Raw genomic sequence first — 16,861 nt, 5'->3', positions numbered from 1 at the left:
GGACACAATTACAGGCGCTTATAACAACTGGACGGACGGCATTAAGAATGACGATCCAACATTCATCAGTCAAATAAAGGGAGCCTACATCTCTTCAGCGTTGGTATGGCCACAGGAACAATTTTCGCGAAATTCGGCGCCTATGTTTTGGAGGGAGGAACCGTAGGTCAGTTGGCAGCAGGGATCGCTCCCTCCTTGGAAGTCTTTGGTAGGTTCGGGCTGGCGGCAGACGTTGCCTCCAGTGTGATTGGGATAGGCATTGCCTATAACAAATACAACGCAGATCCAACGGCCGCAAACCAGCAGGCGGTTACGGACGCCTTTATCAAGTTCGCGATGCAAGGGTTGCTCGCCCTAGCGGTGGGTTCCTTGGGGGGTGGATTTGTTGCCGCCGCAGTGACCTTCGGGCTTGTGGGACTGGCGATTGATCTAATGGACCCAAAGAACTTAGTAAACCTCTTTGAATTCTTCGATAATGTTCCCAATTTTCTTCATCTGGCGCTGCGCGACCCCATTGTTTTGGACCTCAACGGAAATGGTATCGAGCTCACGGGCCTTGCAAACTCGAATGTTCATTTTGACTTCGCAGGAGATGGATTCGCGGAGCGAACAGGCTGGGTCGCACCGTCCGATGGGATGCTTGCGATCGATGCGAACAACAACGGTCTGATCGACAACGGATTCGAACTCTTCGGTTCGCCGACTGAGGACGGGTATGCCATCCTCGAGAAGCTCGACACAAACGGCGACGGAAAGATTGACGCGCAAGACGTCGACTTTGCTAAGCTAAAAGTTTGGCGTGACCTCAATCAAAACGGACTTTCAGATCCGGGCGAACTCCAATCTCTGGCTGAGGCTGGCATCGCATCTATTTCGCTCGCCACACAAAAACTGGCTGGAGATAACGCGGGGCATGCTTTGGGTTATCAAAGCAGTTTCACACGGACTGACGGAACGGCGGGTGTTGGGCAAACCATCTACTTTCAAACCGATAATCAAGACTCGCTCTCGGACAATACGCCAGGTTTCACGCCTTCTGAGGAAGCTCAGAAAGTTCCTCAACTTGCGGGATCCGGCCTGATTAACAGTATTGCCTACAAGGCGACAAATGATGCCGGTTTTCTCGCTGATTGGACTGCCCTTGCAGACAACGCAGGCAACTTGGACCCGGCTGAGCTGCAGGACGCTTTTGAGCAGCTTATGCTGCGGTGGGCAGGCGTTGAAGAGATTGATCCACAAAGTCGCGGTCCGTATGTAGATGCGAGACACTTAGCTTTTATTGAGAAGTTCTTTGGAGACACCTACCGCTTTTTTGAAGGCGATACGGAAGCAAGCACATATCCAAAGAGCGTTCGTGTTGGTGGCATCGTAGAAGCTGGTTTTCAGGAGATTCTCTCGATCTACAAGACTGCGTTTTTGGCGCAACTTACCCGCAGCGCGTTATTGCGTGGCACTGCCGACGTCGATGACGCTATTGCAAACCCATACTTCTATTATGGTTTATTGGATTTTGGCTCTCACGCCGCTAATGACCCCGCAGCGCCCAATTCTCCAGGCAATGTTGGTATGGTGGTGGATTTCATAATAGCAGCCGCGCCTTCCGCCAGCGGCGCTCAAACGATTTACCTTATTAAGGCGCTAGGTGGCCTGGAGGGAGTAGTCGAAATCATTTTTGCGGGCGATAGACAAGCGTACGTAACAGCGGTCCAGCCGCACCTTGACGCTATCAGCGATGCTACGGTTCGAGACCTTGCTGAAAGCATTATCTCAGGTTTCGGACGTTTCGGAACGAGTTCTGCCGAGGGCATCAACGGCACCTCCGCCAGCGACGTCTTCATCGGCGGCGGTGGCGGCGACGTTGAAAGCGGCGGCGCGGGCAGCGACATCTACGTCTACGCCAAGCATGACGGCAATCTCTGGATCAAGGACAACGGCGAAGCCCCCGCGGACAGCGACAAGCTCGTCCTCACCGACCTGAATGCGTCCAACGTGACACTGGACCGGATCGGCAACGACCTCCTCATCCGCGTCACCGAAACCGGCAAGACGATCGCGGTCACGGGTTTCTTCGCCGGCCAAGGCATCGAGGTGTTGCGCTTCGCCGACGGCACCGAGTGGAGTCGCACCCAGATCAAGGACGCCAGCGTCTTTCGCGGCGATGGCCACAACAACGTTATTCTCGATTCCAGTTCCGATGACGTCATCCATGGCAGCCAGGGCGACGATTACATCCAGATTGGCGCCGGCAACGACAAAATCCTGTACGGCAAGGGCGACGGCTACGATATCGTCAACGATTCATCGAGTTCGCCGACCGAGCGCGACACGGTCGTTCTCACCGACCTCAACGCGTCCGACATTCAATTGTCGCGGGTTGGCGGTCACCTGTTCCTGACGGTGAAGTCGACCGGAGAGTATGTTGATTTCGTCAATTTCTTCCCGGGCAACGCCGAGGTGTGGAGCACGACGGCACCCAACATCGACGAGATCAAGTTCGCGAACGGCGAGTCGTGGAGCCGGCAGCAGATCCAGCAGTATGCCTGGTTTCGCGGGACCGATCGCGCAGACAATATCTTTGCCTCCGAACTGAACGACACCATCGAGGGTGGAAGGGGCGACGATGTCCTGGAGGGGTGGAAAGGAAGCGACACTTTCGTTTGGAAGAAGGGCGACGGCAGCGACCAGATCTCGGATTTCTCGTCCAAGATCGGGGATCCCAGCAATTCCGACATCGATACGCTTTGGCTGAAGGACGTATTGGCGGGGGAAGTTTCTTACTCCTATCAGGGCCGCACGCTGGTCCTGACGATCAATTCAACCGGCGAAATCATCACCGTTCCGAACTTCTTCTCGGGCGTGACCGATCTTTTGACGGGCGCGGGCGACAACCAGGTCGGCATCGACGTCATCAAGTTTGCGGACGGCAGCACCATTGGCCGGCAGCAGATTATCTATAATTCCGGCGCGCAATACATGGGGTGGAAGCCTGTCGTGTCCACCTATGTCATTCAGGGCGCGATCCAGTGGCAGGTTTTCGTCGATGAGTTCGGGCATGAAGGCAATATCGTTGGCCACTTCGTGCCTGGAATCAACGATATTTGGAATGCCTCCTCGTTAGGGGGGCTTGGCGGCACCCTGGGCAGCCCGGACGCGTTGCAGCCTCAGCCGTTCCATGGCGGCGGCAACAACGTCCTGAACGGCAACAAGGGTAACGACGTCATGGCCGCCGGCGGCGGCAAGGACATCGTCAACGGCGGCGAGGGCAACGACATCCTGTATGGCGATAGTGCCGGCGACGATATCTTCGGCGACAACGACGTCATCGACGGCGGCTCCGGCGACGACGCCATCTATGGCGGCGGCGGCATGGATTTGATCTTCGGCTTTACCGGGAACGACTATCTCTCCGGCGGCGCCGGGAAGGATTACATCTATGCGTCCTCTGGTGACGATATTCTTGTCGGCGGCGCCGGCGACGATGTTCTCATCAACAACGACGCGGGAACGTCGGGCAGCGACACCTACATCTATTCGAGAGGGGACGGCAGCGACACCATTTACGAATCCGGCAGCGGCGACTCGGCAGGCGAGACCGATGTTCTGGTTCTCACGGATATCGAAAGCGCGGACGTGCAGCTCACGCGCTCGGGAGACAACCTTCTCATCCTGATCAAATCGACCGGCGACATCATCACCGTCGCTTCCCACTTCTCGGCTCGGTACCCGAACAACTTCGCCGCCGGCAACGGCCTGGAATTGATCCGCTTTGCGGATGGCCAATGGGATCGAAAGCAGATTTTCGAAGCGGCATGGATCCGCGGCACCGACGGCCGGGACGTTCTCGAAAATCTTTCGACCCTCCAGGGAGATGACACGTTTCATGCCGGAAAGGGCAACGATGTCATCCAAGCGGGGCAGGGCACGAATACATTCATCTACGCCAGTGGCGACGGCAACGACGTTATCTCTGACGGCGCCACGAATTTTTACGGGCCGACAGCAATCGATATGCTGAAACTGACCGATTTGAACGCTGCCGATGTCGAATTGAGTCGCTCAGGCAACGATCTGCTGGTCAAGGTCCTCGCCACCGGCGAGATCATAACGGTGCTCTCGCAGTTCAATTCGCTCTCGACGGCGCCGGATCCCGGCCTGGAGGCGATCAGGTTTGCCAACGGCGAGGAATGGGGACGTCAGCAGATCCTGCAGAATGCATGGTTTCGCGGCACCGACGGGCGTGATGCCATCAGCCTAGATGCCCGGTCGAACGATATCGTAGAAGCCGGGCGGGGCGACGATCTCATTTCGTCGGGACTCGGCAGCGATACGTTTGTGTATTCCAGGGGCGACGGCAACGACGTCATCGAGGCGGAAGCCTCGAGCTTTTACAGTACGACGGACGTTGACATCCTGAAGCTCAAGGACATCGACAGTTCCGATGTCCGGCTCAGCCGCTCGGACGACAAGCTCATTATAAAGATCATCTCGACGAACGAGACGATCAGCGTAATGGGACAGTTCAGCGGATCCGCGGCCGCCAACGGCACCGGCCTCGAATACATCCAGTTCGCCAACGGCGATCAATGGGGGCGTGAGACGATTCTCAGCATCGCAACGAGTTCGGCTCCGTTCATCGCGGGGACGAGGGGCGACGACACGCTGGTCGGGTCTTCGGTCGCGCAAAACATCTATGGCGAGGCTGGCAATGACCGCATCGACGGGCTCGGCGGAAACGACCTGCTCTATGGCGGCCAGGGCGACGATACGCTTCTGATCAGCGTCAATGCGCCGGGTGATTTCGTCACCGCTGACGGCAGCCTCGGTACCGATACGCTGGATTTGTCCGGCTTCGGCGCGGCCGCATGGGTCGATCTGGTGACGAACGGTGCGGAGGTCAGAACAACGGATCAGGCCGATCTGACCGCAGGAACATGGCGGGACGTCGCCGATGTCGCGCGGGTCGAAAACGTCACCGGCACGACGTATGCCGACCAGATCTCCGGCGACGCCGGAAACAATATTCTGATCGGAGGTGGCGGTGCGGACATTCTCGATGGCCGCTCCGGCAACGACACCGTCCTCGGCGGTACGGGCAGCGACACCCTGACCGGTGGAATGGGGGCCGACCTGCTCGATGGCGGCGACGGCGCTGACGTTCTGAACGGAGGCCTCGGGACCGACACGCTGATAGGCGGCGCCGGCGACGATGTGCTGACCGGAGGGACCGAAGCCGACGTGTTCGTTGTCGGTGCAGGTTCGGGCTCCGACACGATCACCGATTTCGTTGCGGGAAGCGGCGCGGATCACGATGTCATCAGGTTCGATCGGGCTGTGTTCGCCGATTATGCCGCGGTCTTGGCTAATGCCAGCCAGGTCGGCGCCGATGTCGTCGTTTCGCTCGGCAACGATTTCAATCTTACATTGCAGAATGTAAATATATCCGCAATAGTTGTGGAAAATTTTGAATTCCGCCGCCTGGACAACCAGGCGTCGACGGCGATTTCGGTAACCGGTGGCTCGGTGGCGGAAAGCGCGGCGGCCGGCACGGTCGTCGCCACCTTGGCCGCCGTCGATGCCGGCGACGCCGGAACACACACCTTCAGCCTGATCGGAGGCGACGATCTGTTCGAAATCGTCGGCAACGAGATACGGGTGAAGGCCGACGCCAACGTCGATTTCGGGGCCGGCTCGCAGCACCAGATCAGCGTGCGGGTGACCGATGACGATGGGTTGTCGGTTACATCAGCCATCACGATTCACATTGTCGATCAGACGGAAACGCTGACGGGCACGGCCGGCAACGACGTCCTGACCGGCGATGCCGGAGCCGACGTGCTGGTCGGCGGCGCCGGCAACGATCGCCTCCTCGGCGCCGGTGGGGCCGACGAGTATCGATACAACGCAGGCGACGGAAGCGACCGCATCGTCGATACCGGCGGCGCTTCCGACATCGATCGGCTCGTCCTTGGGGCCGGTCTCGATCCTTCGAGCGTTGTCGTCGGCCGTTCGTCCCTTGGCAATTCCGATGTGGTTCTGCGGTTCGCAAACGGCGAAACCATTGTCCTGCAGGATCAATTGTCCAATCTGCCTGGCGCCGGTCTCGAGGAAATTAGGTTTGCCGACAACACGACGTGGAGCCGATCGGATATCCTGAGCCACCTCAATCCTCATTTGATCATTGGCAGTACGGACAACGCAGCGCTGATCGGCAACGAAGGTGCCGATATCTTTGTAGCTGGAGCCGGAAACGAATCCCTTGCTGGCTACGGCGGTTCGGACACTTACCGCATCGGAGCAGGGGCCGGCAACGATGTCATCGTCGAAGGCGGTACAGGCGGAACGGATCGTATCGAGCTTGTCGGCCTGAACCGCGGCGACGTCCAGTTTTCACGAAGCGGCGCCGATCTGTTGATCACGATCACCACGACGGGCCACACGGTTACGGTGCTCGGCCAGTTTGGCCTGACCTCTGCCGGCGTCGAGGAAATCGCATTTGCCGATGCGACGGTCTGGAGCAGGGCGCAAATTTCCGTCAACTCGGGAACCCCAGGGACATCCGGCGCCGACACCGTCGTGGGCACCGTGGGAGATGACGTTGTTCGGCCGGGCGCTGGAAACGACCTGATCCAGGGCGGTGCCGGCAGCGACACGCTTCTCTATGCTCTCGGCGATGGCAGCGACACGATCGACGATGGTGTCAACGCTCCGGCACAGGTGGACGCTCTGCGGTTCGTCGATTTGAATGCGAGTGATGTGACGCTGGTGCGCCGGGGCAACGATCTTGTCGTCAATGTCCTCAGTTCCGGCGACACAATCACGGTCAAGTCGCAGTTCACGTCTCCGACGGAGTTCTGGGGGATCGAGCAGATCCAATTTGCGAACGGGACCGTCTTGGACAAAGCCGCAATAGCGGCCGGCGCGTTGAGCCTCGTGCTGGGCACCAACGGCGCGGAAACGCTGACCGGAACGTCGGACGCCGACCTCGTGAACGGCCTTGGCGGTAACGATACCCTGCAAGGCGGCAACGGTGGCGACACTTACCTATACGGCGTCGGCTCCGGCAATGACGTGATTTCCGAAGGCAGTGCAAATACGGGAGTCGATATCGTCAAACTGGTCGGTCTCAATGCCTCGGACGTCGAGTTCATGCGTTGGAGTAACAACCTCTACATCACGATCATCGCGACCGGCGAGCGCATCCAGGTCAACGATCAATTCTCCGGCGGGGCCGGCATCGAGCAGGTGAGTTTCGCTGACGGCTCCACGATGGGCCGCGCTCAGATCTCTTCCGCAGCGTGGTACCGCGGTTCAGCGAACGGCGAGAGCATCAGCGGCAGCTCGGGCGATGACATCATTGATGGCAAAGGCGGCAACGACAGCCTGACCGGCTATGGCGGCAGCGACACCTACGTGTACGGCGTCGGCTACGGCAACGACACTGTTGCCGAAAGCGGGTCGGATGCCGGAACGGATAGTATCAGACTCGTCGGACTCAATGCATCGGACGTCGAGTTCATGCGTTGGAGTAACAACCTCTACATCACGATCATCGCGACCGGCGAGCGCATCCAGGTCAACGATCAATTCTCCGGCGGGGCCGGCATCGAGCAGGTGAGTTTCGCCGACGGTACCGCGTGGGATCGCGCTCAGATCTCTTCCGCAGCGTGGTACCGCGGTTCAGCGAACGGCGAGAGCATCAGCGGCAGCTCGGGCGATGACATCATTGATGGCAAAGGCGGCAACGACAGCTTGACCGGCTATGGCGGCGGCGACACTTACATCTACGGCGTCGGCTACGGCAACGACACTGTTGCCGAAAGCGGGTCGGATGCCGGAACTGATAACATCAGACTCGTCGGACTCAATGCATCGGACGTTGAGTTCATGCGTTGGAGTAACAACCTCTACATCACGATCATCGCGACCGGCGAGCGCATCCAGGTCAACGATCAATTCTCCGGCGGGGCCGGTGTCGAGCAGGTGAGTTTCGCCGATGGCTCTTCTTGGGATCGCGCTCAGATCGCCAGCGCTGCATGGTACCGCGGTTCAGCGAACGGCGAGAGCATCAATGGAAGCTCGGGCGATGACACCTTCGATGGCAAAGGCGGCAGCGACACCCTGAGCGGCTTTGGCGGTAGCGACACCTACATCTATCGCGTCGGCTCCGGCAATGATGTGGTTTCCGAGAGCGGGGCGGATGCCGGAACAGATGTCGTCAAGCTGGTCGGCCTCAACGCCTCGGACGTCGAGTTCATGCGTTGGGATAACAACCTCTACATCACGGTCATCGCGACCAGCGAGCGCATCCAGGTCAATAATCAATTCTCCGGCGGGGCCGGTATCGAACAGGTGAGTTTTGCCGATGGCTCCACGTGGGATCGCACTCAGATCGCCTCCGCTGCATGGTTCCGCGGTGCGTCCGGCAACGACACCATCTCGGGAACGTCGGGTAACGACACGATCTTTGGCGGTGCAGGTAACGATTCCATGACCGGAGGAGCGGGCAACGATACCTTCGTTTTCCGCGCCAACCTCGGCCAGGACACCGTTACGGATTTCACGGTCGGCAGCGACGTGCTCGAATTTCGAGATGGCATTTTCGCAGATGCCGCAGCGGCGCTCGCAGCCGCGACGGTCTCGGGAAGCGATACGCTAATCACCATCGACGCCGGTAACACCATACTTCTGAAGAACGTGGCGGTCGCCAACCTGCATGCGGGAGACTTCCACATCATATGAGAAGTGGCTGAAAGCGAACGGCGGTTGCGCGAGCGCCCGCGCGCGTGCGTCAGAGCACGCGGTAGCGGATCGCAAAGTCGTCATGAAGCTCTGACGTCACCGTGCCGCCATTGACGGGGACGATGCCGTCGGCCAGATGCCACGGGCCGAACTGGGGGGAATGCGAGGGAGACGCCGGCAGCCGCAGCCGGAACGTGCTTTGGGCCCGGCCGGGCAGGTTCAGCACCATCACGCGCTCGGTGGTGCGGTAATCAAGCGTCACGGTTCCCCGCAAGATGCTGCGGCCGTCGGGGGCGGAGTCCAGCGCCTCCTGAACCTTTGCCAGTTTCTGGTTCCGGTCGGTCAGCAATTCGACCTGGGTGTCGGCGGCGGTGGTCAAGACCGCCTTCGGCAGGCGGATTTCAAATTCCACCGCGGGCTTCGCCGGATTGAGGCCGAGATAGGCCAGCGCCGCCTGCCGCATGTCCGAGATCGCGAACGCGACCAGGACCAGCACCGCGGAGGCGGCCAGCCCGTGCCTGAACAGATCGTGGCGGCTGCGATAGCTGCTGCGGAAGTAGACGGAGAGCACGATCGCGACCGCCAGCGCCGCGGCGATGCCGGCCAATGCCGACATGACGATGCCGAGGCCGCCATCGGGGCTGTCGCTGAACCCGAGCCCCCGGAGAAAGGAGGTCACGGAATCGCCGGGCAGTTCGGCGGCGCGGCCGGCGCCGGTCAGGATCGGGGAGGTGATGTTCATCGCCTGCTCGCGGGTTACTTTGGGGCCGGTTCGAGACCAGAACCATCGGAATTCTCGATAGTTGGTCGCCGAGGCTTCGTCCGTGGTTCAAAAGGCTCGGGCGGCGGTTCAAGCGATCGTCGGCAAGTGGATTTGTCAGGTGAGAGGCCTCTCGTTATTGCTAGAGGTCTGGCGCAGGTTTCGGGGGAGATTCTCATGTCGGTTCAAATGGTTTTGCTGCCGGTCTTTGTTCTGGTCGGGCTCACTTTCTTCCTGATGCTGTGGATGGTGACGGCCCGCACACGCGCGGTGAAAGCCCGGGAAACCAGCCTGAAGGACATTGCGGCGGGACAGCCGAAATATCCGGCCCGCGTGGCCCAGATCGGCAATTGCTTCAGCAATCAGTTCGAAGTACCCCTCCTGTTCTACATGCTGATCGCGCTGGCGCTGCCGCTGCGCCGGGCTGATCTCTTCATCGTGCTGATGTCCTGGGTGTTCGTGGTGACGCGCTTCGCCCATGCCGGCATTTTCGTCACGTCGAACAACATCCAGCAGCGCAGCCTGGCCTGGTTTGCCGGCGTGCTGGTGTTGTTCGCGATGTGGATCTACTTCGCACTGAAGCTGCTGCTTCTGATCTAGAAAGCTTTGAATGACTCCTGCTGCCCGGCTGTCTGCCGCCATCGAACTGATCGAGACCATCGACGCGCAGCGCGTTCCCGCGGCGAAGGCGTTGAAGGAGTGGGGCACCGCGCATCGCTACGCCGGCTCGGGCGACCGCGCGGCGATTTCCGGCCTGATCTGGGACGTGCTGCGGCGGCGGGCGTCGAGCGCCTGGCTGATGGAGGCGGATACGCCGCGCGCGCGGGTGCTCGGCATGCTTCGGCTCGAGCGCGGCATGGATGCCGATGCTATCTCCAATCTGTGCCACGGCGAACGATTTGCGCCGGCGCCGCTGAGCGGGGCCGAGCGCGCGGCGCTGACCTCGCGCACCCTCGATGGTGCGCCGCCGCACATCGCGGGCGACTATCCGGAATGGCTGGATGCGCCGCTGGCAGCCGTGTTCGGCGACGAACGCGTGGCGGAGGCGACCGCAATGGCGAGCCGCGCGCCGCTGGATCTCCGCGTCAACACGCTGAAGGCCAATCGAGAAAAGGTTCTGCCGCGGCTATCGCATCTCGGCGCCACGCCGACGCCGTGGTCGCCGATCGGCCTGCGCATCGAACTCGGCGCCGATGCGCGCAATCCCGGCATTCATGCCGAGGAGGATTTCATCAAGGGCGGCATCGAAGTGCAGGACGAGGGCTCGCAGCTCGCGGCGCTGTTCTCGGCCGCAAAGCCCGGCGAGCAGGTGATCGATCTCTGCGCCGGCGCCGGCGGCAAGACGCTGGCGCTGGCGGCGATGATGGGTGGCAAGGGCCGGCTGATCGCGACCGACCGCGACAAGCGCCAGCTCGCGCCGATCTACGAGCGGCTCTCCCGCGCCGGCGTTCACAACGCCGATGTGCGCGCGCCGAAAGGGGACACTGATCCATTGGCCGACATCAAGGCCTCCGCCGATCTGGTGCTGATCGACGCGCCCTGCACCGGCACCGGCACCTGGCGCCGCAATCCCGACGCCAAATGGCGGATGCGCCCCGGCGCGCTGGAAGTCCGGTTGAAGGACCAGGCGGAAGTGCTTGATCGGGCAGCCGCGCTGGTCAAGCCCGGCGGCCGGATCGCTTACGTTACCTGCTCGGTGCTACGAAGCGAAAACGGCGACCAGGTGCGCAGTTTCGTTTCGCGCCATCCGGAATTTTCGATTCAGCCATTGAACGAGACGGCGAGCGTGCTCTGGGACAAGGCGGAAGATTTTGAGAAAGCAGCGCTGAAGTCGGCCGAAGGCTGGTTGATGACCCCTCGTCGTACCGGCACCGACGGGTTTTTCGTTTCGGTGCTGAAGAAGGCATGATCGCGTAGGGTGGGCAAAGCGAAGCGTGCCCACCATCTATCCGCGACCGTTGTCTTGAATGGTGGGCACGCTTCGCTTTGCCCACCCTACGATTCCTGCGGAAGGCGCGCGGTTAGAGCATCAATCCACAATGAACAGCTTCGCTCCCGTCTCCGTCGATGAGCGATGCGCGGCGTCGCCGAAATCCGACACCTGATAGCTCATACCCGGCTTGAGCTTGAACGTGCGCCCGTCACGCAATTCGGTGTCGAGCTCGCCTTCGAGCACGTAGAGTACATGCCCGCGGTCGCACCAGTGATCGGCGAAATAGCCCGGCGAATACTCGACCATCCGCACGCGCAGATCGCCGATATCGAGCGTGCGCCACAGCGCTTCGCCGGTTTCGCCGGAATGTTTCGTCGCGGCGACCTGGCTCCAGTCGGTGACGGTGAAGGGCAGTGTCGGAATCTTCATGCGGGAGGTCCTTGGTGAGCTGTGTAGGGTGGGCAAAGCGAAGCGTGCCCACCATCTATCGACAGAGTCATCGCGAAATGGTGGGCACGCTTCGCTTTGCCCACCCTACGATGCCGGTGCTAATGCGCGAGATGATTGGCCGAACCCTGCCTTATCTTTCCCCTCGCATCGAGTCGAAGATACTCGCAGATCTGCGCGCCGCGCTCGTTCTGGTAAAACACGACCACGCTGTCGGGGCTCACATAAGTGTCGATCAGGTCGAAATGCAAATTGGGCAAAAGCTCGAACGCCTTGCCCCAGTACATTCGAAGCTTGTCCTTCCCGCGCAGCGTGCCGCTGGCCTCGAGCCCGAGCGCCTGAATGCGGTCGGAGGTCATCTCGGCATCCTCGGCATAGAGCGCGAGGATGCGTTCGAGGTCGTGCGAGTTCCAGGCGGCGATCCACTCCCGCCCGAGCGCGGCGAGGTCGGCCGCCGCGTAGTGCTGGCTTTGCATGGTTTCCTCCGCTTCTCCCGATTTGCGCTGTGCAAATCGCCCGATCGGCTCTTGGGCACCGTCGGAGCAAACTAGGTCAATAATACTTACCTATATGAATTTGTCCATCCCCGCAGAAGAATGTGGGCCACGGCCTTCTCGCGGTTGCGAGGTCGCCCCCCGTCGCGTATCTGCTTGCCATGACAGCCCCACAGAAAGCCCGCGAGCAGACCACCACAGTGGCCTCGGCGCATGACAAGATTCTGATTGTCGACTTCGGCAGTCAGGTGACGCAACTGATCGCGCGCCGGGTGCGCGAGGAGGGCGTCTATTCCGAAATCGTGCCGTTCCAGAAGGCCGAGGCCGCCTTCGACGAGATGAAGCCGAAAGCGGTGATCCTTTCCGGCGGCCCGGAATCGGTGCATGAAAAAGGCTCGCCCCGCGCGCCGCAAAAGATCTTCGATTCCGGCGTTCCCGTGCTCGGCATCTGCTACGGCCAGATGACCATGGCCGCCCAGCTCGGCGGCGAGGTCGAGGGCGGCCACCACCGCGAATTCGGCCGCGCTGACGTCGAGGTCAAGGCGGCGAGCAACCTGTTCGAGTCCACCTGGGTCTTGGGCGAAAAGCATCCGGTGTGGATGAGCCATGGCGACCGCATCACCAAAATGCCGCCGGGCTTCACCGTGGCTGGCGTCTCAGCCAACGCGCCGTTCGCCGTGATCCAGGACGAGAAGCGCAAATATTACGGCCTGATGTTCCACCCCGAAGTGGTGCACACGCCCGACGGCGCCAAGCTGATCCGCAATTTCGTCCGCAAGGTCGCTGGTCTCACCGGCGACTGGACCATGCGCGCCTTCCGCGAGGAAGCGATCGAAAAGATCCGCGCGCAAGTCGGCAAGGGCAGGGTGATCTGCGGCCTCTCCGGCGGCGTCGATTCCGCCGTCGCAGCGGTGCTGATTCATGAAGCGATCGGCCACCAGCTCACCTGCGTGTTCGTCGATCACGGCATGCTGCGGCTCGATGAAGCAAAGACCGTCGTCGACCTGTTCCGGCATCACTACAACATTCCGCTGGTGCATGTTGATGCATCAAAGCAATTCCTCGGCGAACTCGCCGGGGTCACCGACCCCGAAATCAAGCGCAAGACCATCGGCCGCCTGTTCATCGACGTGTTCGACGCGGAAGCGAAAAAGATCGGCGGCGCGGATTTCCTCGCCCAAGGCACGCTCTATCCCGATGTGATCGAGAGCGTCTCCTTCACCGGCGGCCCCTCGGTGACCATCAAGTCGCACCACAATGTCGGCGGTCTCCCCGAGCGCATGAACATGAAGCTGGTCGAGCCCCTGCGCGAACTGTTCAAGGACGAGGTCCGCGTGCTGGGCCGCGAGCTCGGCCTGCCCGAAATCTTCGTCGGCCGCCACCCGTTCCCGGGCCCCGGCCTCGCCATCCGCTGCCCCGGCGACATCACGAAAGAGAAGCTCGACATCCTGCGCCAGGCCGACGCCGTCTATATCGACCAGATCCGCAAAGCCGGCCTCTACGACACCATCTGGCAAGCCTTCGCCGTGCTGCTGCCGGTGAAGACGGTGGGCGTGATGGGCGACGGCCGCACCTACGAATACGTCGTCGGCCTGCGCGCGGTGACCTCGACCGACGGCATGACCGCCGACTTCTATCCCTTCGACATGAAATTCCTCGGCGAAACCGCGACGCGGATCATCAACGAGGTGAAGGGCGTGAATAGGGTGGTGTACGATGTGACGTCAAAGCCGCCGGGGACGATTGAGTGGGAGTAGGGCGCAGGATAGTGGAGGATGCGTTAGGACAGTATCGCGCATCCAACCGAATGATGGTCTTCGATAGACCTTGAGCGTTACCGAACGACCGCTGATTGCTCAGCTCCACGAAGTTGCGCGGCGCATGACCAACATCACGACCTTCTTCATGTTCGACGTGCCGCCGAAGCGTGGTCACACCGACAAGGCGGCGCGCAGACTGTGTCCAACCTCACTTCTGCGCAACGTCCGCAGCGCCGATGTTCTGGTTGGCGACTCCTGCCGTGATGCCTTCCAGGCGTGGCCGCTGGATGACGCCGGCGGCCATCGAGTTGTCCGGCGTCTGGCTGCTGTCCAGCAGGATCAGCACTTGCGATCGGCCTCTGCCGGCCGATCGCGGTTGTGTTCGACTTAAATACCGGGCAATGCCACCTGCAGCGCCGTCTCCAGCGCCACCATGATCTGCTCGCGGATGATCGATGATAACAAACATATTAGACGCTATGGCTCCGACGGCGATTGTCTTGCACGGTACTACAAGCGCGGGCAAGTCGAGCATCGCCAAGGCGCTGCAGGCGACCGCACCAGTGCCAGCATTCCACATCTCCCTGGATGCATTCGTCACAATGTCGAATCGCCGCGATATGCGGAGCGACGCGGAACGCGCTCAGGCCTACAGCATCCACTGCGAAAACCTGCGCTCGACACTTGCACGTGTCGTGCAAACGCACTTCGACATTGTCCTGGACTTCGTCTTGCGGGATGAGGTCCAAATAGATGCATGTTTGAACGTGCTTCGCGGACGGCCCACTTACGTCGTCCGCGTCTGGGCTCCGCTTGACGTTCTTGAGGAACGAGAACGGTCGCGCGACAACCGCGCGCCTGGGATGGCCCGTGAACAGGTCGATCATCCGGCATACCGTCGCGCTTACGACCTGGAGGTAGACACCTCGCTGTGTACCCCGGAAGAAGGCGCGGTTGCGGTGCGACGCCTCATCGGAAGCATCTAGCCGGGTAATACATCATTAGATGATCCCGCTCTGGGCGGGCTCATGATTCCCGCGGGTCCAGGCCCGACGGCTAACGGCCGGATCGCGCGCTCGGTGAATTACGGTGACGGTGCACTAAATTGCCAAGCTGCCGGGCTTAGCCGGTCTTATCTATACTGGAAGCGTAGCCCCGGGTGGGCGCGCCAATACCCGGACTTCTCCTTCCGCATATCGCTGCGCTCATGCGGCCTACAAATCTGCTCGCCACGCAGATCATCCCGCTCAAACGCCGGCTGCACACCCTAGGCCGCCGTGTTACGACTCTGCATCGCCCCTCCGGAGCCAGCCTTCATGTCCGTCGCGACTGCACCCAGCCAGACCGTCACTCCAACCGCCGCCGAGACCGATCCACAAAGGCTCGGCTGGATGCAGGGCTTTCCTCCGCCGCGCGATAAGACCATCACCTTCCAGGACGGATCGTTCCGCAGCTTCCCCGAATTGCGCTGGGCGTGGAGCAATATCCGCCAGCTGGTGCCGACGGTGAATGTCTGGCGCGGGGCGGGGCCGGCGTCGGTGTTGCCGCGCGAGGAGCATGATATCGGCGCGTCCGCTTCGGTCACCATGGACGGGCGGCCGATGACGTTTGAGCGCATGCTCGAGGAGACCTATGCCGATGGCATTGCCGTGCTGCACCGGGGCAAGCTGATCTACGAGCGCTATTTCGGCGCGCTGAAGCCGCACAAGCCGCATATCGCGATGTCGGTGACAAAATCGTTCACCGGCACGCTGGCCGGCATTCTGGTGGCGGAGGGCAAGATCGATCCGCAGGCGCCGATCACGGACTATGTGCCGGAGCTGAAGACCAGCGCGTTCGGCGACGCACGCGTGCACGAGACGATGGATATGACCACGGGCCTCGAATACACCGAGGTCTATACCGACAAGAATTCCGGCGTGTTCGGGCTACGACGCGCGAACGGCATGGCGCCGATCGAGCCGGGCTATGCGGGCGCGACCAATATTTTCGATTTCCTGTGCGCGCAGAAGAAGCAGGGTGAGCACGGCAAGGCCTTCGCCTACAAGACCGTCAATTCCGACGTGCTGGCCTGGATCTGCCGGCGGGCGAGCGGCATGACGCTGTCCGATCTGCTCTCGATGCGCATCTGGATTCCGATGGGCGCGGAGGAGGACGCGCATTATCACGTCGACCGCATCGGCACGGAAAGCGGCGGCGGCGGCCTTTCGACCAGCTTGCGCGATCTCGCCCGCTTCGGCGAGACGATCCGCAACCACGGCCGCTTCAACGGCCGCCAGATCGTGCCGTCGGCCGTGGTGGAAGACATCGCGCGCGGCGGCGATCCCGCAAAATTCAAGCCGGCCGGCTACAGCACATTGCCCGGCGCCTCCTATCGCAATCAATGGTGGATCACGCACAATGCGCACGGCGCCTTCATGGCGCGCGGCGTTCACGGACAGGGCATCTATATCGATCCGAAGGCTGAGATGGTGATCGCCCGCTATGCCTCGCACCCGGCGGCCGGAAACGCCGCCAACGACCCCGTGACGCTGCCGGCCTACATGGCGCTGGCAAAGGACCTCATGGCGGGAGGCTGAAGCCGTATGCCCGCTCCGGATCAGGCCCGTAGCCCGGGTGAGCCAACGGGTCGCGCGAATGCGCGCCCGATGACAGGCTCCGCGATACCCGGGACTGCTATTCCCGCATATCGCATGCGCTCATGCGGGCTACGAACTCTGACGCCGCT

The 16,861-nt window shown here is 61.2% G+C and carries 10 protein-coding genes; 6 read left to right on the top strand and 4 right to left on the bottom strand.

The genetic code is table 11. The features are described 5' to 3' along the window. Positions 1-105 precede the first annotated feature (105 nt). Entirely contained in the window at positions 106-8,739 is an 8,634-nt protein-coding gene (locus IVB05_RS43650; protein ID WP_276578705.1) for a calcium-binding protein, read from the top strand. A 49-nt stretch (positions 8,740-8,788) separates the two neighbouring features. Here the strand turns inward: IVB05_RS43650 and IVB05_RS24060 are convergent, their stop codons facing one another. Next, the gene (locus tag IVB05_RS24060) at positions 8,789-9,481 is read right to left on the bottom strand and encodes an acriflavin resistance protein (RefSeq protein WP_346771774.1); all 693 of its coding nucleotides are present in this window, start codon (positions 9,479-9,481) and stop codon (positions 8,789-8,791) included. Positions 9,482-9,676: 195 nt separating this feature from the next. On the opposite strand from IVB05_RS24060, the gene IVB05_RS24055 reads away from it, so the two are divergent. Further along, entirely contained in the window at positions 9,677-10,099 is a 423-nt protein-coding gene (locus tag IVB05_RS24055) for an MAPEG family protein (RefSeq protein WP_247778389.1), read from the top strand. A 10-nt stretch (positions 10,100-10,109) separates the two neighbouring features. Continuing rightward, the gene (locus IVB05_RS24050) at positions 10,110-11,408 is read left to right on the top strand and encodes an RsmB/NOP family class I SAM-dependent RNA methyltransferase (protein ID WP_247778388.1); all 1,299 of its coding nucleotides are present in this window, start codon (positions 10,110-10,112) and stop codon (positions 11,406-11,408) included. A gap of 120 nt (positions 11,409-11,528) precedes the next feature. Here the strand turns inward: IVB05_RS24050 and IVB05_RS24045 are convergent, their stop codons facing one another. After that, positions 11,529-11,861 (bottom strand): DHCW motif cupin fold protein, encoded by a 333-nt coding sequence (locus tag IVB05_RS24045; protein ID WP_247778387.1) that lies wholly within the window; start codon positions 11,859-11,861, stop codon positions 11,529-11,531. A gap of 119 nt (positions 11,862-11,980) precedes the next feature. Continuing rightward, entirely contained in the window at positions 11,981-12,355 is a 375-nt protein-coding gene (locus tag IVB05_RS24040; protein ID WP_247778386.1) for a nuclear transport factor 2 family protein, read from the bottom strand. A 179-nt stretch (positions 12,356-12,534) separates the two neighbouring features. Here IVB05_RS24040 and guaA point away from each other — a divergent pair, with 179 nt between their 5' ends. Continuing rightward, positions 12,535-14,130: a glutamine-hydrolyzing GMP synthase gene (gene guaA, locus IVB05_RS24035; RefSeq protein ID WP_247778385.1), complete on the top strand. Its 1,596-nt coding sequence runs from the start codon at positions 12,535-12,537 to the stop codon at positions 14,128-14,130. A 211-nt stretch (positions 14,131-14,341) separates the two neighbouring features. Here guaA and IVB05_RS24030 read toward each other — a convergent pair whose 3' ends face one another. Next, positions 14,342-14,479, bottom strand: a complete 138-nt coding sequence (locus IVB05_RS24030) for a hypothetical protein (protein WP_247778384.1) — start codon at positions 14,477-14,479, stop codon at positions 14,342-14,344. Positions 14,480-14,633: 154 nt separating this feature from the next. Here IVB05_RS24030 and IVB05_RS24025 point away from each other — a divergent pair, with 154 nt between their 5' ends. Continuing rightward, positions 14,634-15,119, top strand: coding sequence for an AAA family ATPase (locus IVB05_RS24025; protein WP_247778383.1), 486 nt, complete (start codon positions 14,634-14,636; stop codon positions 15,117-15,119). A gap of 330 nt (positions 15,120-15,449) precedes the next feature. After that, positions 15,450-16,712, top strand: a complete 1,263-nt coding sequence (locus IVB05_RS24020) for a serine hydrolase (protein ID WP_247778382.1) — start codon at positions 15,450-15,452, stop codon at positions 16,710-16,712. Positions 16,713-16,861 lie beyond the last annotated feature (149 nt).

Origin of the sequence: Bradyrhizobium sp. 170, from assembly GCF_023101085.1 — a bacterium.
GTDB lineage: Bacteria > Pseudomonadota > Alphaproteobacteria > Rhizobiales > Xanthobacteraceae > Bradyrhizobium.
The sequence above is the reverse complement of the archived record's forward strand: the minus strand, read 5'-3'. Positions and strand labels throughout refer to the sequence as shown.

Coding starts and splice junctions, on each gene's coding strand:
- guaA (WP_247778385.1), top strand. CDS start 12,535: ATGACAGCCCCACAGAAAGCCCGCGAGCAGACCACCACAGTGGCCTCG.
- IVB05_RS24045 (WP_247778387.1), bottom strand. CDS start 11,861: ATGAAGATTCCGACACTGCCCTTCACCGTCACCGACTGGAGCCAGGTC.
- IVB05_RS43650 (WP_276578705.1), top strand. CDS start 106: ATGGCCACAGGAACAATTTTCGCGAAATTCGGCGCCTATGTTTTGGAG.
- IVB05_RS24020 (WP_247778382.1), top strand. CDS start 15,450: ATGTCCGTCGCGACTGCACCCAGCCAGACCGTCACTCCAACCGCCGCC.
- IVB05_RS24055 (WP_247778389.1), top strand. CDS start 9,677: ATGTCGGTTCAAATGGTTTTGCTGCCGGTCTTTGTTCTGGTCGGGCTC.
- IVB05_RS24050 (WP_247778388.1), top strand. CDS start 10,110: ATGACTCCTGCTGCCCGGCTGTCTGCCGCCATCGAACTGATCGAGACC.
- IVB05_RS24060 (WP_346771774.1), bottom strand. CDS start 9,481: ATGAACATCACCTCCCCGATCCTGACCGGCGCCGGCCGCGCCGCCGAA.
- IVB05_RS24040 (WP_247778386.1), bottom strand. CDS start 12,355: ATGCAAAGCCAGCACTACGCGGCGGCCGACCTCGCCGCGCTCGGGCGG.